Source organism: Streptomyces sp. NBC_00647, assembly GCF_045207245.1.
Classification (GTDB): domain Bacteria; phylum Actinomycetota; class Actinomycetes; order Streptomycetales; family Streptomycetaceae; genus Streptomyces.
In genome coordinates this window covers 5,570,804-5,589,857 of the sequence record NZ_CP109040.1, presented here as the reverse complement: position 1 = coordinate 5,589,857, position 19,054 = coordinate 5,570,804, and the positions used below count along the sequence as shown (strand labels likewise).

At 72.0% G+C, this 19,054-nt stretch carries 15 protein-coding genes; 5 read left to right on the top strand and 10 right to left on the bottom strand.

Annotated elements, in window-relative coordinates:
* Positions 1–33: 33 nt before the first annotated feature.
* Positions 34–1,932 (top strand): RICIN domain-containing protein, encoded by a 1,899-nt coding sequence (locus OG788_RS24595; RefSeq protein ID WP_406373456.1) that lies wholly within the window; start codon positions 34–36, stop codon positions 1,930–1,932.
* 168 nt (positions 1,933–2,100) lie between these two features.
* Here the strand turns inward: OG788_RS24595 and OG788_RS24590 are convergent, their stop codons facing one another.
* Positions 2,101–3,384 (bottom strand): adenylosuccinate synthase, encoded by a 1,284-nt coding sequence (locus OG788_RS24590; protein WP_351547895.1) that lies wholly within the window; start codon positions 3,382–3,384, stop codon positions 2,101–2,103.
* A 191-nt stretch (positions 3,385–3,575) separates the two neighbouring features.
* Between OG788_RS24590 and OG788_RS24585 the strand changes: the two genes are divergently transcribed.
* Positions 3,576–4,439 (top strand): diacylglycerol kinase family protein, encoded by an 864-nt coding sequence (locus tag OG788_RS24585; RefSeq protein WP_406373454.1) that lies wholly within the window; start codon positions 3,576–3,578, stop codon positions 4,437–4,439.
* Positions 4,440–4,580: 141 nt separating this feature from the next.
* Here the strand turns inward: OG788_RS24585 and OG788_RS24580 are convergent, their stop codons facing one another.
* A complete protein-coding gene (locus OG788_RS24580) occupies positions 4,581–5,078 on the bottom strand; it encodes a MarR family transcriptional regulator (protein WP_351547889.1) in 498 nt (165 codons plus the stop codon).
* A gap of 103 nt (positions 5,079–5,181) precedes the next feature.
* Between OG788_RS24580 and OG788_RS24575 the strand changes: the two genes are divergently transcribed.
* Together OG788_RS24575 and OG788_RS24570 are read left to right on the top strand one after the other, a co-directional pair.
* Complete coding sequence (locus OG788_RS24575; RefSeq protein WP_356747376.1) at positions 5,182–6,171, top strand: ABC transporter ATP-binding protein; 990 nt, start codon at positions 5,182–5,184, stop codon at positions 6,169–6,171.
* Positions 6,168–7,781, top strand: coding sequence for an ABC transporter permease (locus OG788_RS24570; protein WP_406373453.1), 1,614 nt, complete (start codon positions 6,168–6,170; stop codon positions 7,779–7,781). The genes OG788_RS24575 and OG788_RS24570 overlap by 4 nt, the downstream gene beginning before the upstream one ends.
* A 77-nt stretch (positions 7,782–7,858) precedes the next feature.
* Here OG788_RS24570 and OG788_RS24565 read toward each other — a convergent pair whose 3' ends face one another.
* From OG788_RS24565 to OG788_RS24530, 8 genes are all read right to left on the bottom strand, one after another.
* The gene (locus OG788_RS24565; RefSeq protein WP_406373451.1) at positions 7,859–9,079 is read right to left on the bottom strand and encodes a cytochrome P450; all 1,221 of its coding nucleotides are present in this window, start codon (positions 9,077–9,079) and stop codon (positions 7,859–7,861) included.
* A 183-nt stretch (positions 9,080–9,262) separates the two neighbouring features.
* Positions 9,263–9,937 (bottom strand): response regulator, encoded by a 675-nt coding sequence (locus tag OG788_RS24560; RefSeq protein WP_406373450.1) that lies wholly within the window; start codon positions 9,935–9,937, stop codon positions 9,263–9,265.
* Positions 9,934–11,322 (bottom strand): sensor histidine kinase, encoded by a 1,389-nt coding sequence (locus tag OG788_RS24555; RefSeq protein ID WP_406373448.1) that lies wholly within the window; start codon positions 11,320–11,322, stop codon positions 9,934–9,936. The genes OG788_RS24560 and OG788_RS24555 overlap by 4 nt, the downstream gene beginning before the upstream one ends.
* Positions 11,323–11,867: 545 nt before the next feature.
* Positions 11,868–12,548: a response regulator gene (locus tag OG788_RS24550; RefSeq protein WP_406373447.1), complete on the bottom strand. Its 681-nt coding sequence runs from the start codon at positions 12,546–12,548 to the stop codon at positions 11,868–11,870.
* Positions 12,545–13,975 carry a sensor histidine kinase gene (locus OG788_RS24545; protein WP_406376832.1) on the bottom strand — a complete coding sequence of 477 codons (1,431 nt, stop codon included), beginning with the start codon at positions 13,973–13,975 and terminating at the stop codon, positions 12,545–12,547. Before OG788_RS24545 ends, OG788_RS24550 begins: the two co-directional genes overlap by 4 nt.
* Before the next feature lie 136 nt (positions 13,976–14,111).
* Positions 14,112–15,326 carry an acyltransferase gene (locus tag OG788_RS24540; protein ID WP_406373446.1) on the bottom strand — a complete coding sequence of 405 codons (1,215 nt, stop codon included), beginning with the start codon at positions 15,324–15,326 and terminating at the stop codon, positions 14,112–14,114.
* The gene (locus OG788_RS24535; protein ID WP_406373444.1) at positions 15,319–16,488 is read right to left on the bottom strand and encodes an alpha/beta hydrolase; all 1,170 of its coding nucleotides are present in this window, start codon (positions 16,486–16,488) and stop codon (positions 15,319–15,321) included. The genes OG788_RS24540 and OG788_RS24535 overlap by 8 nt, the downstream gene beginning before the upstream one ends.
* A 319-nt stretch (positions 16,489–16,807) precedes the next feature.
* Positions 16,808–17,866 carry an alpha/beta hydrolase family protein gene (locus tag OG788_RS24530; protein ID WP_406373442.1) on the bottom strand — a complete coding sequence of 353 codons (1,059 nt, stop codon included), beginning with the start codon at positions 17,864–17,866 and terminating at the stop codon, positions 16,808–16,810.
* 367 nt (positions 17,867–18,233) lie between these two features.
* Between OG788_RS24530 and OG788_RS24525 the strand changes: the two genes are divergently transcribed.
* Positions 18,234–18,821 (top strand): TetR/AcrR family transcriptional regulator, encoded by a 588-nt coding sequence (locus tag OG788_RS24525; protein ID WP_406376831.1) that lies wholly within the window; start codon positions 18,234–18,236, stop codon positions 18,819–18,821.
* The last annotated feature ends 233 nt before the right edge of the window (positions 18,822–19,054 follow it).

Below are 19,054 nucleotides of genomic sequence, written 5' to 3'. Positions count from 1 at the left end.
CGTCACCCGCTCCCCACCTCCAGGAGGCTCTCCATGAGCCGCACGAGCCGCTCAGGCCGCACGCCACGCACCACCACCGCCACTACCGCCAGTTCGACCACCACGACCACCACGACCCCCACCACCGGCACCGCCGCGGCCACCGCCAGTTCGACCACTACGAGCATCACGACCACCACCCCGACCCCGACCGCCAGACCTCACCGCGCCCGCGCACTGGCCGCCCTGGGGACCGCCGCCCTGGCCACCACCGCACTCCTGACCGCGCCCCCCGCCCAGGCCGCCCCGACCGCGGCCACCACCCTGGTCGTCAACGCCGACCAGACCCTGCGCTCCGTCACCCACGTGGCGACCGGCAGCCTGTACGGCCTCGCCGACGCGAGCGCCCCGGCCGACAGCCTGGTCACCCCGCTCAAGCCGAACACCTTCGTGCAGATGGCGCCGGGCGGTTCGCAGCTCCCCAACGGCGAACCCGCGCCCGGGGGAGACGCGCTGAAGGTGGCCTCCAAGGCCGCACGGGCCGGCGCCGGGATCGTCGTACGCATGCCGGACTGGTACCCGAACTTCCCCTACAAGTGGGTGAGCTGGAGCAACTGGCTGTCCGCCGTCGACACCCAGATCGCGTCGGTCAAGTCCTCCTCCGCCACCAACATCCGCGCCTACGAGCTGTGGAACGAACCCGACTGGACCTGGGACACCGCGAACGCCGGTACGTTCGACGCTGGTTGGACGCGCACCTACAAAGAGGTCCGGGCCAAGGACGCCACCACGCCGATCCAGGGGCCGAGCCACTCGGCGTGGAACCAGAGCTGGATGAGCCAGTTCCTCACGGCCGCCAAGGCCGCCGGCACCGTCCCCGACATCATCGCCTGGCACGAACTCCAGGGATCCCAGGACATCGCGGCCCATGTCGCGGCGTACCGCTCCCTGGAGAGCGGCCTCGGCATCAGCCCGCGTCCGATCTCCATCGAGGAGTACGGGACGCCCACGGAGATGGGCATACCGGGTTCACTCGTCGGCTATGTCGCCAAGTTCGAGCGGACGGGGGTGCGGGACGCCGAGCTCGCCTTCTGGAACCACTACGGCACCCTCGGCGACACCCTCACCGACACCGGGGGATCGCCCAACGGCTCGTACTGGCTCTACAAGTGGTACGGCGACATGTCGGGCACGATGATCCCCACCACGCCCCCGGCCCAGACGGGCATCGACGGAGCCGCGTCCCGCACCGGGGACGGCCGGCAGATCAGCGTCCTCTTCGGCGGCGGCACCGGCTCGACGGCCGTCACGGTCAAGGGCCTCGGCTCACTGTCCGCCTTCGGCAGCACGGTGCACGCCAAGCTGGAGTACACCCCGTCCAAGGGCCGCACCACGGCCGTACCGGCCCCGTACACCGTCTCGGAAGCCGACTACACGGTCTCGAACGGGTCCGTCACCGTGCCCGTGGCCATGAACCCCTCGGACGGCTACCACCTGGTCATCACCCCGAGCGGCAGCTCCACCTCGCTCGCCGGGACCTACCAGATCACCAACAGGAACAGCGGCCTCGTCCTGGACACCCAGAACGCGGGCACGGCCCAGGGCACCGCGGTCGTGCAGGCGACGTCCACCACCGGCGCCGGCCAGTCGTGGACCCTCTCGTCCGCCGGATCGGGTCTCTACCGCATCGCCAACAAGGCGAGCGGCCTGCTGCTCGGCATCACGAACGCGAGCACGGCGGCCGGCGGGACCGCGCTGATCTGGGCGGACAACGGCACCGCCGACCACCTCTGGCAGCTGGTCCCGGCCGGTGACGGCTTCTACAAGATCGCCAACTACAACAGCGGTCTGCTGCTCGGAGTGAACGGCATGAGCACCTCCACCGGCGCCCAGGTCCTGCAGTGGGACGACAACGGCACCGCCGACAACCTGTGGAGACTGACCTCCCGCTGAGGCCGGCTCCCCAGGTACGGGTACGCCCCCGGATGTCGGCCGGGGGCGCACTCGTGAAACAACAGCTTCCGGAACCGCGGCGGACGCCTTTTGGGAAACCGCCGCGGGTACCGCTTCGGAAACCGCGGCGGATCTCGCTTCCGTCACCGCCGCGGACACCTCTCCGCGCTAGATGAACGAGTTGATCTCGATCGTCTCGTCGCGGCCCGGGCCGACACCGATCGCGGAGATCGGCGCACCCGACATCTCCTCCAGCGCCTTCACGTAGTCCTGCGCGTTCTTCGGCAGGTCCGCGAAGGTCTTCGCCTTGGTGATGTCCTCCGACCAGCCGGGGAGGGTCTCGTAGATCGGCTTCGCGTGGTGGAAGTCGGTCTGGGAGTACGGGAGCTCCTCGACGCGCTTGCCGTCGATCTCGTACGCCACGCAGACCGGGATCTCCTCCCAGCCGGTCAGGACGTCCAGCTTGGTGAGGAAGAAGTCGGTCAGACCGTTCACGCGGGTCGCGTAGCGGGCGATGACCGCGTCGAACCAGCCGCAGCGCCGGTCACGGCCGGTCGTCACACCGCGCTCGTGGCCGATGCGCCGCAGCGCCTCGCCGTCCGCGTCGAAGAGCTCGGTCGGGAACGGACCCGAGCCGACACGGGTCGTGTACGCCTTGAGGATGCCGATGACCCGGCTGATCTTGGTCGGGCCGACGCCGGCACCCGTGCAGGCGCCGCCCGCGGTCGGGTTCGACGACGTCACGAACGGATACGTGCCGTGGTCGATGTCCAGCAGCGTGCCCTGGCCACCCTCGAAGAGCACGACCTTGTCCTGCTCGAGCGCCTGATTGAGGATCAGGACGGTGTCCGCGACGTACGGCTTGAGCCGGTCCGCGTAGCCCAGCAGCTCCTCGACGACCTGGCTCGCCTCGATGGCGCGGCGGTTGTAGAGCTTGGTGAGCAGCTGGTTCTTGACCTCGAGTGCCGCTTCGACCTTCTGGGTGAGGATCGACTCGTCGTAGAGGTCCTGGATGCGGATACCGACGCGGTTGATCTTGTCCGCGTATGTCGGACCGATCCCGCGACCGGTGGTCCCGATCTTCCGCTTTCCGAGGAAGCGTTCCGTCACCTTGTCGACAGTGACGTTGTAAGGCGTGATGATATGAGCGTTTCCGCTGATCAGCAGCTTGGAGGTGTCGACGCCGCGCTCGTTCAGTCCGTTCAGCTCGGAGAACAGGACGGACGGGTCGACGACGACTCCGTTGCCGATCACCGGAGTGCACTCCGGCGTGAGGATTCCGGAAGGGAGGAGGTGGAGGGCATATTTCTGGTCGCCCACGACTACCGTATGGCCGGCGTTGTTGCCGCCCTGGTAGCGCACCACATAGTCCACGGATCCACCGAGCAGGTCGGTGGCCTTTCCCTTGCCTTCGTCACCCCACTGAGCACCGAGCAGCACAAGTGCGGGCACAGGCGTACACCCCTTCCGGGCGGGGCATGTCCAAGGTCGGGGACGTACGCGGCTGGTTTTCGATACGGCTGCGTACGCCGGCGACCACCTTTGGCCGCGACCGTCGGACCGGATGCCCCGGAATAGACGAAGCCCCTGGCGCAATAGCGCAAGGGGCTCTTGCACAAAGATGCTACCCGAGGAAGCGAGGCATGACCGAGGTGGCGGCTTCCGACCAGCTTCTGGTGGTCATCGACCCGGTCGCCCGACGGACGGACGGCGAGTCTGTACGGATCGCGAAAGACGTGCTCAGCGCGGGTGCGGCGACCAAAGTGTGCCTCCCGGAGGGGCCCGAGGAATTCGCCCGCGCGCTGATCCGTCGGGGTGCGCGCCGACCGGTCGTGATCGGTGACGACGGCGCTCTGCTGCGGGCGGTGTCCCTGCTGCACCGGCAGCGGGAACTGGCCGCGTGCGCACTGTCCTTCGTGCCCGTGGGAGGCGTGCTGTCGCTGTCCCGCTCGCTCGGGGTGCCCATGGGGGCCGTCGCGGCGGCCAGGGCGGTCCTCGACGGGGCCGAACGGCGGCTGGACCTGCTCGTGGACGACAGCGACGGCGTGGTGCTCGGCGCACTGCGCATTCCCTCGCTGCCCTCCCGGCCGCCCGCTCCGGTGGGCGCGGGAGCGCCGGGGGAGGCCGGTGCACATCCCTGGCTCCGCACCTGCCAGTCCCTGGTCAGGACCCTCGCCTCCCGGCCGTCCCGGCTCGCTTTGGGGCCCGGACCCGGGCCCTCCCGGCTGCGGATCGAGGTCGACGGGGTGTGCGTGGTGGATCTGGACCAGCCCGTGGAGACCGTGTCCGTGACGCCCGGGGCGTCGGGGACCGGGGCGGAGATCGAGGTCCGCTCGGTGTCCGTGGGTGCCGAGGCCTCGCCCCTGCGACTGGTGGGGCACAAGGTCACCATCTCCGGCGCCGACTTCCGCTACCGCGCGGACTCCGTGGTCGCCGGCCCGGTCCGCACCCGCACCTGGACACTGCGGGAGTCGGCCTGGGGCCTGACCCTGCCGACAGCACGGTGACCTACCCGGGGATTCCGGGACACGCCGACCGACCGGGTTCCAGGGCACGGTGACCGACCCTGGGTTTCCAGGGCACGTGACGGGGCGAGCGCCCAGGGGCGCGATGGCGGGGCGGGTGTGTGGACGCCCCGCCCTCGCTCGTCACCTGTCGCCGTACAGCTTCTCCCGGTGGGCGCGCCAGCGTTCCATCATCGCGGCGATCTCCCCGTCGATGAACTCGAAGAACGCGAGGGTCTCGGAGAGCCGGCGCCCGGCGGGGGTCGCCGGGCCGAGGGAGTCGACGCCGGCCCGCAGGGCGAGTTCCCAGCGCTTCAGCACCGCGTCGCGGTTGGTCAGCGCCTCGTACCACTGGTTGCTGTGCACCCGGTACCGCTCGCGCCGCGAGCCGGGTTCGCGCTCGCGCGAAACCATGTGCTGCTGCGCGAGGTAGCGCACGGCACCGGAGACGGCGGCCGGGCTGACCTGGAGCTGCTCGCCGAGTTCGGCGGAGGTCATGGCACCGGAATCGGAGGCCAGCAGCGCGGCGAAGACCCGGGCGGGCATCCGCTGCATCCCGGCCTCGACGAGCTGCGCCGCGAAGCCCTCGACGAACTGGGAGACCGCCTCGGGATCCCGTTCCGCCGTAGTCGGTTCCGCCATCTGTCGATCATCTCCCCTGCTCGCGCATCACCGCCGAGTGTAGCCAGGGTTTATACGTTTCCTTAACTTCACAAATTTCTGAAAGAAGCGTACGTTCTGAATCATGACGAAGGCAATCAGCGTCGCCGGACTGCACAAGTCCTTCGGCACGACGCACGCGCTGGACGGCCTCGACCTGGAGGTCGAAGCCGGCGAGGTGCACGGCTTCCTCGGACCCAACGGCTCCGGGAAGTCCACCACCATCCGGGTCCTGCTGGGCCTGCTGCGGGCCGACTCGGGCGCCGCACGGATGCTGGGCATGGACCCCTGGGCGGACGCGGTCGAACTGCACCGCCGGGTCGCCTACGTCCCCGGCGACGTGACCCTGTGGCGCAACCTCTCCGGCGGCGAGGTCATCGACCTCTACGGCCGGCTGCACGGCGGGGGCCGCGCCCGGCGCGGCGGGCAGACGGGCGGACGGTCCGGCGGCCTCGACCCGGCGCGACGCGCCGACCTGATCGAGCGCTTCGAGCTCGACCCCACCAAGAAGGGGCGGACCTACTCGAAGGGCAACCGCCAGAAGGTCGCCCTCGTCGCCGCCTTCGCCTCGGACGTCGACGTGCTGATCCTGGACGAGCCGACCTCGGGCCTCGACCCGCTCATGGAGGAGGTCTTCCAGCGGTGCGTCCAGGAGGAGCGTGACCGGGGCCGGACCATTCTGCTGTCCTCGCACATCCTCAGCGAGGTCGAGGAACTCTGCGACCGCGTCAGCATCATCCGCAAGGGACAGACCGTCGAGAGCGGCTCCCTCACCGATCTGCGCCACCTCACCCGTACCAGCGTGACCGCCGAACTCACCGGCCCGCCGAACGGACTGGCGGCCCTGCCCGGGGTCCACGACCTCGAGGTGCAGGACACCGGGGTCCGGCCGGACGGAGTCCGCTGCCGGGTCGAACTCCACGTCGACACCGACAAGTTGAACGCCGTGCTCCGGTCGCTGACCGACTCCGGCGTACGGTCCCTGACCTCGACCCCGCCGACCCTGGAGGAGCTCTTCCTGCGGCACTACCAGGAGGACGTCCGGGCCGGAGCCGAGGAGGCGACGGCACGATGACCGCCACGACCGCCGGCACCTTCGCCGCACGCGTCGGCGGCTCCCGCCCGCTGGCCGGCACCGGAACCCTGCTGAGGTTCGCGCTGCGCCGCGACCGCGTGCTGATGCCGCTGTGGATCGGCGTGACCGCTCTGATGGTGCTCTCCCTGCCGAGCTCCCTGAAGACCGTCTACAGCACCCCCGCCGAACGCGCCGACGTGGCACGGCAGATGCTCACCAACAGCTCCCTGCGCGCCACCTACGGGCCGGTGTTCAGCGACTCGCTCGGCGGACTCACCGCCTGGCGCATCGGCGGCTACGCCGGAGTGCTCGCCGCCGTCATGAGCCTGATCGTCGTCGTACGGCACACCCGGGAAGAGGAGGAGAGCGGACGGCAGGAACTCGTCTCCGCCGCGATGGTCGGGCGGCGGGCTCCGCTGACCGCCGCGCTGCTCGCGGCACTCGTCGCGAACGGCGTCCTCGCCCTGCTCATCGCTGGTGGCCTGGCCGGACAGGGCGGCGCCGGAGCCCTGGCGCTGGGACTCGCGATCGGCGCCGTCGGGATGGTCTTCGCGACCATGGCGGCGATCGTCGCCCAGCTGACGGAGAGCGCACGGCTCGCCAAGGGGCTGACGGGCGGGCTGATCGGCGCCGCCTTCGTCCTGAAGGCGGCGGGCGACTCGGCCACCGACGACGGCTCCTCGGTGCTGACCTGGCTCTCCCCCGTGGGCTGGCTGGAGAACCTCCGCGCCTTCGCGGACGAACGCTGGTGGGTCCTGCTGCTGTTCGTGGCGGCGGCCGGCGTACAGGGCGCCGTCGCCTACGCACTCGCCGGTCGGCGCGACGTCGGCATGAGCTTCCTGCCCACCCGGCCGGGGCCCGCCACCGGCCGCCTCGGCACGGCCGGAGCACTGGCCTGGCGGCTGCAGCGCGGCGCGGTGCTCGGCTGGAGCCTCGGCTTCCTCGCCGCCGGCGCCGCGTTCGGCGGGATCACGAAGGGCGCATCCGACCTGGTCGGCGACAACGCCAAGACCCGCGAGATCATCGAGCGGATGGGCGGGCAGGCCGGCATCACCGACGCGTTCCTCGCCACCATGGTGAACATGCTGGGTATGGTCGCCGCGCTCTACATCGTCGCCTCCGTGCTCCGGCTGCACGGCGAGGAGACCTCGCAGCGCGCCGAACCCCTGCTCGCCGCCGCCGTCGGCCGACTGCGCTGGGCCGGCGGACACCTGGCCATCGCCTTCGGCGGCTCGGTCCTGATCATGCTGCTCGGCGGACTCGGCCTCGGTCTCGGCTACGGCTCCGAACTCGGCGCCGTCCTCGGAGCCTGCCTGGTCCAGGTCCCGGCCATCTGGACCGTGGGCGGCCTCGCCGTCCTGCTCCACGGCCTCTCGCCCCGCCTCGCCCCCGGCGCCTGGGCCGCCGCCGGTCTCGCCCTCCTCCTCGGCTGGATCGGCCCCGCCCTGGACATCCCCCAGGCCGTCATGGACCTCTCCCCCTTCGGCCACCTCCCGAAGCTGCCGGGCGGCACCATGGCCTGGACACCCGTCCTCGTCCTCACCGGGATCGCGGCGGCCCTGACGGCGGCAGGACTGGCCTCCCTGCGGCGGCGCGACCTGACGGTGTGAGGCGGCGCCGCCGAACGGAGCGAGCCGAGCTGAGCGAGTTGAGCTGAGCTGAGCGAGCGGACGGCCGACGGCGTCCGTCAGACCTCGACCATCAAGCTCTCCAGCCCGCGGATCACGAAGTTCGGCTTGCGGACCGGCTCCTCGGCGAGACGGAGGGCGGGGGCCCTGGTCAGCAGCGCACTCATGGACGCCGCCAGTTCGAGCCGGGCCAGCGGAGCGCCGATGCAGTAGTGGATACCGGCGCTGAACGAGATGTGCGGGTTCTCCGCCCGGGACAGGTCCAACGTCTCCGGGGCCGCGAACACCTCGGCGTCACGGTTCGCGGAACCGAAGAGCATCGCGATCTCCGCACCCCGCGGAACCGTCGTACCGTCGATCTCGATGTCGTCGAGCACCCAGCGCTCGAACAGCTGGAGCGGGGTGTCGTAACGCATCAGCTCCTCCACGGCCGTGGGGATCAGTGAGTGATCCGCCCGCAGCGCCGCCAGCTGCCCGGGATGCCGGAACAGGGTCCACCAGCCGGTCACCGTCGAGTTGACCGTCGCCTCGTGTCCCGCGTTCAGCAGCAGCACGCACGTGGAGATCATCTCCTGCTCGGTGAGCCGGTCGCCCTCGTCGTGCGCCGCGATCAGCCCCGAGATCAGATCGTCCGCCGGCTCCTTGCGGCGGGCCTCGATCAGCCCGCGCAGGTACTCGGTGAACTCCACCGACGCCCGCACCGCCTTCCCCGCCACCTCCTCGGACGGATTCAGCTCGTACATCCCGCAGATGTCCGCCGACCAGGGCCGCAACGGCGCACGGTCGGACTCCGGGATACCCAGCATCTCCGCGATCACCGACACCGGCAGCGGCTCCGCCACATCGGTCAGCAGATCCCCGCCGCCGGCTTCCACCAGCCGGTCGACCAGCTCACCCGCCAGCCCCTCCACGTACGGCTTCAGCCGCTCCACCGTGCGCGGCGTGAACGCCTTCGACACCAGCCGCCGGATCCGCGTGTGGTCCGGAGGCTCCAGATCGAGCATCCCGTGATCGTTGAGCACATGGAACGGCTCCTGCTCCGGCGGCGGCGCCGTCCGTCCGAAGTCCTCGTGCGTGAACCGGTGCTGATACGTCCGGCCCAACCGGCGGTCCCGCAGCAGTGCCGACACATCCGCGTGGTGCGGCACCAGCCACTGGTTCGTCGGCTCGTAGAAATGCACCCGGCCCCGCGCACGCAGCTCCTCGTACGCCGGGTACGGGTCCGCCACGAACGCCGGATCCCACGGGTCGAAGGCCTGCGAAGTCTCCAAAGCTGCCATGAACGGACGCTAGCCCGACCCACCCCCCGCTGACCAGGGCAGTCCCGAACAGCGACCGCCCGTCCCTCCCTGTCACCCCGGTGCTGTCGCGGCGCGGAGCCCCTTCGATGCGGCCGGCGTCGCACGGTCACCTCACTGCGACCGGCCGCGCCCGGTCCCCTCAGCGTGACCGGCCGCGCACCCTCACCTCGGAGTGACCAGTCGCGCCTCGTACGCGAACACCGCCGCCTGCGTCCGGTCCCGCAGGCCCAGCTTCACCAGAATGCGGCTCACATGGGTCTTGATCGTCGACTCCGCGACGACGAGGCGCCCGGCGATCTCCGCATTCGACAGACCCTGCGCGATCAGCACCAGCACCTCCGTCTCCCGGTCGGTCAGATCCCCGTACGCCGCATGCGCCGTCGCCGACAGCCGGGGCTCGTCCGCGAGCTTGGAGAACTCCGTGATCAGGCGCCTGGTGACCGAGGGGGCGAGCAGCGCCTCCCCGGCCGACACCACCCGCACCCCGTCGGCGAGCTGGCGGGCCGAGGCGTCCTTGAGCAGGAAGCCCGACGCCCCCGCCCGCAGCGCCTGATACACGTACTCGTCGAGATCGAACGTCGTCAGCACCAGCACCTTCGCCGCGCCGTCCGCTGCGACGATCTCCCGGGTCGCCTCGATCCCGTTCATCTCCGGCATGCGGATGTCCATGAGCACGACGTCCGGAGCCAGCTCACGGACCCGGTCGACCGCCTCCCGGCCGTTGACCGCCTCTCCGACCACCTCGATGTCCGGCATCGCGCCGAGCAGCACGGAGAAGCCCTCGCGGACCATCATCTGGTCGTCGGCGATCAACACGCGGATCGTGCCGCCCGTCATCCGGTCTCCTCCCCCGACGGCACCGGCACGAACACCGCCACCTCGTACCCTCCGTCGTCCGTGACGCCCGCCGTCATCTCACCGTCCAGCATCGTTACCCGCTCGCGCATGCCCGTGATGCCGTGCCCCGCGCCGTGCGTGGACTTCTCCAGGATCGTCGCCGGCGCGGGGCCGTTGACTATGCGCAGGCCGAGCCCGCCGAGGACGTAACCGACCTCGACGCGGGCCGACGCGCCCGGTGCGTGCCGCAGGGTGTTGCTGAGGGCCTCCTGGACTATCCGGTACGCCGACAGCTCGACGCCCTGGGGAAGTTCGCGCACCGCGCCGGTGACCGCCTTCTCCACGGTCAGACCCGCCTCCCGCACATTGGCGAGGAGCGCGTCCAGATCGGCGAGGGTGGGCTGCGGAGCGTCCGGGGCCTCGTAGTCCTCGGCCCTGACCACGCCCAGCACACGGCGCAGCTCGGTCAGCGCCGCCACCGCGTTCTCCCGGATCGTGACGAAGGCCTGCTCCAGCTCCGGGGGCGGATTCTCCACCCGGTAGGGCGCCGCCTCCGCCTGGATCGCGACCACCGACATGTGGTGCGCGACCACGTCGTGCAGCTCGCGGGCGATCGTCGTGCGCTCTTCGAGCAGCGTGCGCCTGGAACGCTCCTGGGCCGTCTCCGACTGGTGGGCCGTCACCTCCTGCTCGGCCTCCTTGCGGATGTTCAGGACCGTGACGACCAGGAGGGCCAGCGCGGAGACGAAGAGCAGCGGGAACGTGTTGACGCTGTAGTAGCCCGCTCCGAACAGGGTCTCGGTGACCAGGCTGTACGCCGCGGTCAGCAGCCACATCCACGCCGCGACGCGAGGGCGTGACCGCAGAGCCACGACCGTCAGCACCGTGACATGCGATATGAAGCTGCCGGGCGCCCACGGCCAGTCGCTCCAGGCGCTGGCGAACGTGGCGACGACCGGGGCCGCCGCGATCGAGAACCAGAAGGCGCCGACCGGACGGACCAGGGTCGCCAGGACCGGAAGCAGGGCGAGGAACCCGCACAGCAGGGGTGCGACCGTGCCGGAGCCGGGGCCGACACTGGACTCGGCGCCGTAGGCCGCGGCCATCGCCAGCAGGCCGGCCGCCGCCACCGCCGCGTGCGGGGTCCAGGCCGCGTATGCGCGCAGGGTCCCGGGGAAGCGGCGGGTGATGGGGCCGTCCGTGCGCATGCGGGGGAGGGGGCGGTAGGCGAAGGCGTTGTGGAACATGTCCTGCCGCAGGCCGCGCACGGCGTCCGCGGCGAGGCGGTACTCCGGGCTGCGGGGCTTGGCCCCGGCGATGCCGGAGAGCTTTCCGGCACCGCCGGGGGGCGGAGGTGTCGTCTGCGTCTGGGTCGTCTCGGTCACGTTCAAAACGGTAGGGCCGGGTGGGGGGTGCGGTCGTCACCTGCGAGGAGGGTTCCTGGGCGTCCGTCTCAGGTACTACGGGTAGGGGTTCGCTCGCCCCGAGGTCGGGCGGCCGGCGCCTGCCCGGGGTGCCTGCGGGGTCGCTCGCGCTGGCGTCCGGGTGGGGTGCGGTGGCCGGGCGGGGTCCGGGCGGGGTCCGGTGGCCCGGCGGGGTCCGGTGGGTGGGTCGGGGCCGTGCCGGTACATCCCAGTCCGTCGCCGTTGGATCAGACGTGAGTTCTGAACGGAGCCGCTGCTCGATCCGGGCGTAAGCGACGGACATCAGGGATGTACCGGCACGGCCCCTCCCGTGCGTGGACCGGTGCGGGTCGTACGTGGCGAAGATTCAGCCCCTCCGGCGTTTGAGGAGCGGGGGCTGGGGCGGAGCCCCAGGTGCGGGAGGGGATGGGGCGGAGGGTGCGAAGGAAAGTGGGGGCTGGGGCAGAGCCCCAGGGTGGGTCGGGTAGGGGCGGAGGGAGCGAAAAGGGTTGGGGGGCCGGGGCGGGTCAGTAGCCTGTGGGGCGGATCAGGCCTGACTCGTAGGCGAAGACTGCTGCTTGGGTGCGGTCGCGCAGGCCCAGTTTGACGAGGATGCGGCCCACGTGGGTCTTCACGGTCTGCTCGGCCACCACCAGGCGTTGGGCAATCTCTGCGTTGGAGAGGCCCTGGGCGATGTGGGCCAGGACCTCGGTTTCGCGTTCGGTGAGGTCGCCGATGCGCTGCTTGAGGGGTGCGCGCGGGGTGGAGTCGAGGCGGGAGAACTCGGCGATGAGGCGGCGGGTGATGCCGGGGGCGAGGAGAGCGTCTCCGGCCGCCACCACCCGGACCGCCTCGGCGAGTTGATCTGCCGAGGCGTCTTTGAGCAGGAAGCCGGAGGCGCCGGCGCGGAGGGCTTCGTAGACGTACTCGTCGAGGTCGAACGTGGTGAGCACCAGGACCTTGATGTGCGGGGTGTCGGTGGTGATGCGGCGGGTCGCCTCGATGCCGCCGAGTTCGGGCATGCGGATGTCCATCAGGACGACGTCCGGGGCGAGTTCGGCGACCTGGAGAATCGCGTCGAGTCCGTCGACCGCCTGGCCGATCACGTCGATGTCGGGCTGGGTGTTGAGCAGCACGGTGAATCCCTGCCGGACCATCTGCTGGTCGTCGGCGATCAGTACGCGGATGGTGCCGCTCACGGTCGTCATGGAGTCTCTTCTCCTGGGAGGCCTGCGATGGTGTCGTCGGTCCGGGCGGCGTCGTGGGCGGGAGCCGCGCCGTCGGGGGACGCGATGCCGTTGCGCGGGAGGAAGGCCGCCACCGCGAAGCCGCCGCAGGACGTCTCCGAGGTCACGAGAGTGCCACCGAGCATCGCGACGCGCTCCCGCATACCGAGCAGTCCGTGTCCCGCGCCCGGTGACGGCGGAGCGGGTCGCTCGGGCCGTGAGTTGACGACCCTGACCTGGAGGCCGCGCGGGAAGTGCCAGAGCTCCACCTTGACCGCGGAACCCGGCGCGTGCCGCAGGGCGTTGCTCAGCGCCTCCTGGATGATCCGGTACGCCGACAGCTCCACGCCCGGCGCCAGGGGAAGCTGCTCCCCGGTGATCTCCGTGGTCACGTCCAGTCCCGCCGCGCGGGTGTTCTCGACCAGGGCGTCGAGGCGGTCCAGTGTCGGCTGCGGAGCGTCCGGAGCCGCGCCCGCGCCCGCCCCGAGGCCGTACGGGTCGTCCGGATTCTCCGACCGCAGCACTCCGAGCACACGGCGCAGTTCCGTCAACGCCTCCAGGGCGTTCTGCCGGATGCCTTCCAGGTTCTCCTTCAGTTCCTGCGTCGGGTTCTCGACCAGGTGCGGGGCGACCTGGGCCTGAATGGAGATCACCGACATGTGGTGGGCGACCACGTCGTGCAGCTCGCGCGCGATGCGGCTGCGCTCCTCCAGGAGAGTGCGGCGGGCGCGCTCCTCCGCGGTCAGCGAGGCCTGCTCGACCAGTTGGGTACGGGCTTCCCGGCGACCGCGCAACGCCGTTCCGAGAAGGACGACGGCGGTGAAGACGACCACTGCCAGCGTTCCGGTCGGACTGTACGACGGTCCGCCCAGCATGCCCGTCGACCGGTACGCCGGTCCGCCTGCCAGGCCCTGCAGCACATACGTGACCAGACCCGTCAGAGCCAGCGCGCCGACGGCGACCCGTGTGGGCAGCCGCAGGGCGAGCAGGAAGAGCACGAAGGCCTGCGCCAGCATCGCGGACGTGCTCCACGGCCAGTCCGGTCCCGGGGCCGGGATGACCCACTCGGTGTGCGCGCGGGCGACGACGGCGGCCACCACAGTGGTGCCCAGCGACAGCCACCAGGCCGGAACGGGACGCCACAGCGCGAGCACGATCGCCGCACCCAGCACGAAGCCGCTCCCCGTGCCCAGCGGGAATCCCAGCCGATAGCTGCTGGTCAGCTCGTCCATGGCCGCCAGCCCGACTCCGAGGGCGGCCAGACACACCACCGCATGCGGCAGCCGACGCAGCCAACGGGGCCGGGACAACGGCGGCAGCGGCGCGGCCGCCGGCACCGCGAGCTCGGCCAGGATCTCGCGCAGCAGCGACAGGACCGGCATGAACGAGAGGGAGGCCAGTGCCCGCATGCGGGTGGGATGAGGAACACGACCCGTGGATGTCGTGGTGGGAGCGGGGACCTCGCGTGGGTGCGCGAGGTCGTCGGAGTGCACGGCAGGCTCGCTGTTCGCAGGCCTGCGCTCCTTGTCGGTCACGTCGGCAACCCTAGGCACGGGGCGCCGCCTTGGGAGTGGCCGGGCCGGAGCCGCGGTGGACGCGGACGACTCGGGACGTGCGACCGGTGGGACGGCGGGGTCCCCGCTCGTGGACACCGAAGGCGCACCAGCAGAGCGCGAGGGCGCAGACGAAGACGGGCAGCCAGGCGACTCTCGCGGCCACCCACGCCAGGGTGTCGGGGGTGGTGTGCAGACCGGGGAGCCGGCCCGCGAGCAGGCCGAGGGCGGTGACCGCCATCAGGGACGTCTGGTGCCAGAGGAATATCGTCATCGCGGAGAGGTTGGCGAAGGCGATCCCCGCCCAGACCGCCGGGCGCCGCATCCCCCGGCGCAGTGGCTCGCGCAGCAGCAGCGCGAGCCCGCACTGGGCCAGACCGAAGGTGACTGCGGCCAGCGTCGGCGGATTCAGGTTGGAGACCGTGGCCCCCGGTATGCCGACCATGGACGCCGGATAACCGCCCCACGCCACCAGCACGACCGTCGCCACGGCTCCGCCGCCGAACAGCACCCAGCCCGCGCGCCGCCTCTCCAGATCGCCGCGCGTCCAGGCGGCGCCCAGTGCATAGGGCACCAGCCAGCCGGCCGCGACGTTCACCCAGCCGAGCCATGCCGGGCCGCCGAGGCCGAACCGGATGACGTCCACATGGAGAACGACGGCCAGCGGCCACAGCGGGTTGACGCGGGTGAGCAGCGGCGTCGCCGCCGTCAGTCCGGCGAAGACCACCAGGAACCAGAGCGGGGACAACGCCAGCTTCACCAGCGTGTGCACCGTGGCGAGGTCGGCACCGGACACGAGCAGGCAGACCGTCGCCACCGCCCAGAGTGTCAGCACCGCGGCGACCGGCCTCAGGAGACGGCTCAGCCGCGCGCGCAGCCACTGCCCGTACGTCGTGCCACGCGCCCGCGCCGACGCATGGCTCTTCGTCGCCACATGGCCGCCCACCAGGAAGAACACGGCGAGCGTCTGGAAGACCCAGGAGATCGGGGCCAGCCACGGCATGGGCCGCAACGGGCTGGCCGCGCGCAGTGCGCCGCCGTCCGCGACCAGTGCCGTCACCAGCCAGTGGCCCAGGACGACGCCCAGGATCGCGAGGGCGCGCAGGGCGTCGACAGCGCGGTCCCGCTCGACGGGGGTGGCCCGGTCGACGCGGTGGACCGCGGTCCGCAGGCCGGCCAGGGCCGTCGTGCCGGTCACTTCACGCACGGGTCACCTCCGAGGTGTCGCCGAGGACGATGCGGGCGAGGTTGGCCAGCGACTCCGAGCCCGGTTCGAAGTAGTCGCTGTGGCCGTGGGGGCCCGCCCGGAAGACCCGGGCGCCGAAGAGCGGGGACACCGGGTCGGGGCCGAAGCCGACGGTCGTGCCGAAGAGGCCGGCACTCGCGTGCGGGAGATGCGCGATCCAGTCGGCGGAGCCGCGGGCCGCCCAGACGCGGGCGGAGGTGCGCAGCGCCGCGGCGGAGGACGCTCCCGTGCCGGGGCTGCCGATGAAGACGATGTCGCTCGCGTCCGAGCCCGGGGCCGCGCGGCCGCAGACCACCGTGCCGTACGAGTGGCAGAGCAGGGTCAGGTGCGCCGACCGGCCGACGACGCCCCGCAGTTGGCGCAGGAACGCCCACAGGAGGGGAGCCGCGTCGTCCGCGCGGTCCGTCGTCAGGACCGTGGTGCTCACGGTGCCCGGCGTCTCGTACCCGAGCCAGGAGAGGACGGCCCCGCGCGGGCCGAGTCGGTCGCGCAGGGCGAGGGCGCCGGCGCGGAAACGGTCGTACGTCTCCAGGGTGGTGTCCGAGCCCGGGACCAGGACGGCCACGCGGTCGGCGTGGGCGAGGTCGCCGAAGACCTCGACGGCCCGGCCGGGGCCCCGGCCGTCGAAGGAGAGAAGACGACGGGAGGGGGCGGCCATGGCGCGGTCGGCGGCGGCGCGGGTGCGGTCGCCGTGGTCCGCGGCCATCCGGGCCGCCTCCGCGGCGTTGGCCCGGTTCGCCTCGTACGCCGTGTCCAGGGTCGCCGCCGTCAGCGGCGCGAGGACCGCGGGCGCGGGTGCGGGGATCTCCGGCCGGGCGACGGCGGACACGGGGACGACCACGGCCGCCATGACCAGCGCGGCGAGCAGCGTCCGGCGCAGCCGACGGGTGAACCCGCCTCCGGCCCGGCGGCGGGGACCAGGGAGGGGACCAGGGAGGGGACGGAGGTCTTCGGTCCGCGTGGTCCGCTTGGTCCGCTTGGTCCGCGTGGTCCGCGTGGTCTGCGCAGTCGGCGCGGCGGGTGTGGCCGGCCTCCCCCGGGGCGGGTGCGCGGAGACGTCCGCTCTCCCCTTGGCGGAGACGTCCGCTCTCCCCCTGGCGGTCGGCCTCGCCCGGAATTCCATGATGTCCGTCCCTCCCCGTCCGCCCGTTCGTCGGGCGGCACTGGAAGGGAAATTACGGACCGTCACATGTCGTCCGCGTCCCGCTGTGGAACTCACCTGGGAGGTAGCTCTCAGGTACTACGGGTATGACCGGGGTTCGGGAGAGTGCGCCAATCGCCTTGATCGACAACGCGGTTGACGACTCCCGCGACGGCTCTTCTGTTGGCCGGCTCAGGGCCCGGTCACCGGGCCCAGCACCGGATCACCGGGCCCAACGCCCGATCACCGGGCCGGGTGCCCGATCGCCGGGCCGGGCCTGGACGCCGGTCCGGCTCCCGGACTACCAGGCCAGTTGGGCGATCTCCTCCGCCACGACGGCGCAGGCGTCGGCGGCCGGGTCGATCAGGGGGAAGTGGCCGACGTCCTCCAGAAGCGTCAGCCCGACCACCTCGCCCGCCTTGGCCGCCGCGTCCGCGTACGACTCGGCGACCGCCTGCGGTACGACGATGTCGGTGCGGCCCTGGACCAGGGTGGTGGCGATGCCGGTCGGGAGAAGGCGCACGGGGTCGGCGTACGGCAGACGTTCCGCGAACGTGGCTTCTCCACCCAGGAATTGGCGGGAGGCTCCGCCACAGACATCGAGCTTCTCCGCGACCTGGAAGTCCGCGATCGGGGCGAGGGCGACGACGCCGCGCAGGGGTGCGGGGCGCTCGGTGTACCAGGGCGCGTCGGCGGGCAACAGGTGGCGGGCCGCTGCCCACAGGGCCAGGTGACCACCCGCCGAGTGGCCGGTGACCACCATGCGCCGGGGGTCGGCCTGCGGGAGCGCCTCGCGTACGAGGGCGGGCAGCGCGTCGAGCGCGGCCGCCACGTCGTCGAGGGTGTCGGGCCACCGGCCGGCGACCGGACCTCCGGAGGAGGCCGCACTGTCCGGTCCCGGGGCCGCGGGGCCGCCCTGCGCGGGAATCGCGGCCCCGCCCGGCGCGGGGTGCGTCGCCTCCCCGCGGCGGTACTCGACGTTCGCCACGGCGAAGCCGCGGCGGGTCAGGAAGTCCGCGAACGGGGTGATGTGACGGCGGTCGTACGGGGCACGCCAGGCGCCACCGTGCAGAACGACCACGAGAGGGGTGAGGACCGCCGGGTCGGGATCGCGCGGGGCGTAGAAGTCGATCACCTGGTCGGGGTGGTCGCCGTACGCCATGGTGACGTCGGGGTCCACGGCCGGGTGCGAGAAGGCGGACGCCTCTTCGGCGGCATCGCGCGCGACGGCGGCCTCGCGCTCGGCGGCGGACTCGCGCTCGGCGGCACCGTCGCGCTCGGCGGCACCGTCGCGCTGTGCTCCGGCGCCGTGCTGTGCCGCGGCGTCGCCGCCGTCCCGGGATGCGGCGTCGTCCTGCATGCTCCAACCTCTCAGCGGTGAAACGGATTTGGCGGACCAGGGAAGATTCGGCCGTTGGCGGGGACGGTATCAGGCCGGTGACGTGCGTCGACACCGGGTTGTCACGCTCGGTGAGGGGTAAACGGTTCTGCTGTTTCGTTACGCTGACGGTGGCGTCCAGCCGTCCGGAACGTGATCGACGAAGGAGACCGTCATGTCCGCCGAGTCCGCCGAGTCCGCCGAGTCCGCCGAGTCCGGCAGCGTACGGCCCGAGCCGGACGAGTCCGCCGAGCCCGTCGAGCCCGTCGAGTCCCGCAGCGCACGGCCCGAGCCGGACGAGTCAGCCGAGTCCCGCAGCGTACGGCCCGAGTCCGCCGAGCCCGGCACCGTGCGGCCCGGGGGGCGTACGGCGCGTGTCCGTGCGGCCGTTCTGCGGGCTGCCGGGGACGTGCTCGCCGAGGAGGGGTTCGCGCATCTCGATCTCGCCGATGTCGCCCGGCGGGCCGAAGTGGGCAAGACGACCGTGTACCGGCGCTGGGGGTCGGTGGCGGGGCTCGTCGCCGATCTGCTCGGCGACATGGCCGAGCAGTCGCTTCCGCGGGTGGACACGGGAAGCGTGCTCGGGGATCTGCGGGCCAACGCCGATCTCGTACGGCGGACGCTCGCCGACCCTCGGCAGGGGGCGCTGTTCCGGGCGGTGATCGCCGCGGGGGCTTGCGACGCGCGTACGGCCGAGGCGTTGCGGAGGTTCTACGAGGTGCGGGTCGCCGAGTGGGCGCCCTGCGTGGAACAGGGGGTCGCCCGGGGGGAGTTGCCGGTGGGGACGGATGCGGTGGGGGTGGTGCGGGCGGTTTCGGCGCCGTTGTACTACGGGCTGCTCACCACGGGGGTGGTGCCGGGGGCCGCCGATGCGGAGCGGGCGGCGGAGGCTGCGGTTGCCGCTGCCGCGGCGGGGGTGTTTGTTGTCGCCGAGTGACGCTTCCGGCCGGGGGCCTGCACCAGGGAGGCGGCCTCCGGTGTCGATGTCAGTCCCCCCGTCACCGGTCACCGCCGGTCACCGGTCCAGGTAGCCGTGCCGGTGGCCTGACCGGGTCCAGGTCACCGTCCTTGCCCGGGGCCGGCGCACCCCGGTCGGGGCGGGAGCGGAGGAGTTTCGCCCCCTCCGCCCCTGCCCTTCCCGTACCTGGGGCTCCGCCCCAGACCCCGCTC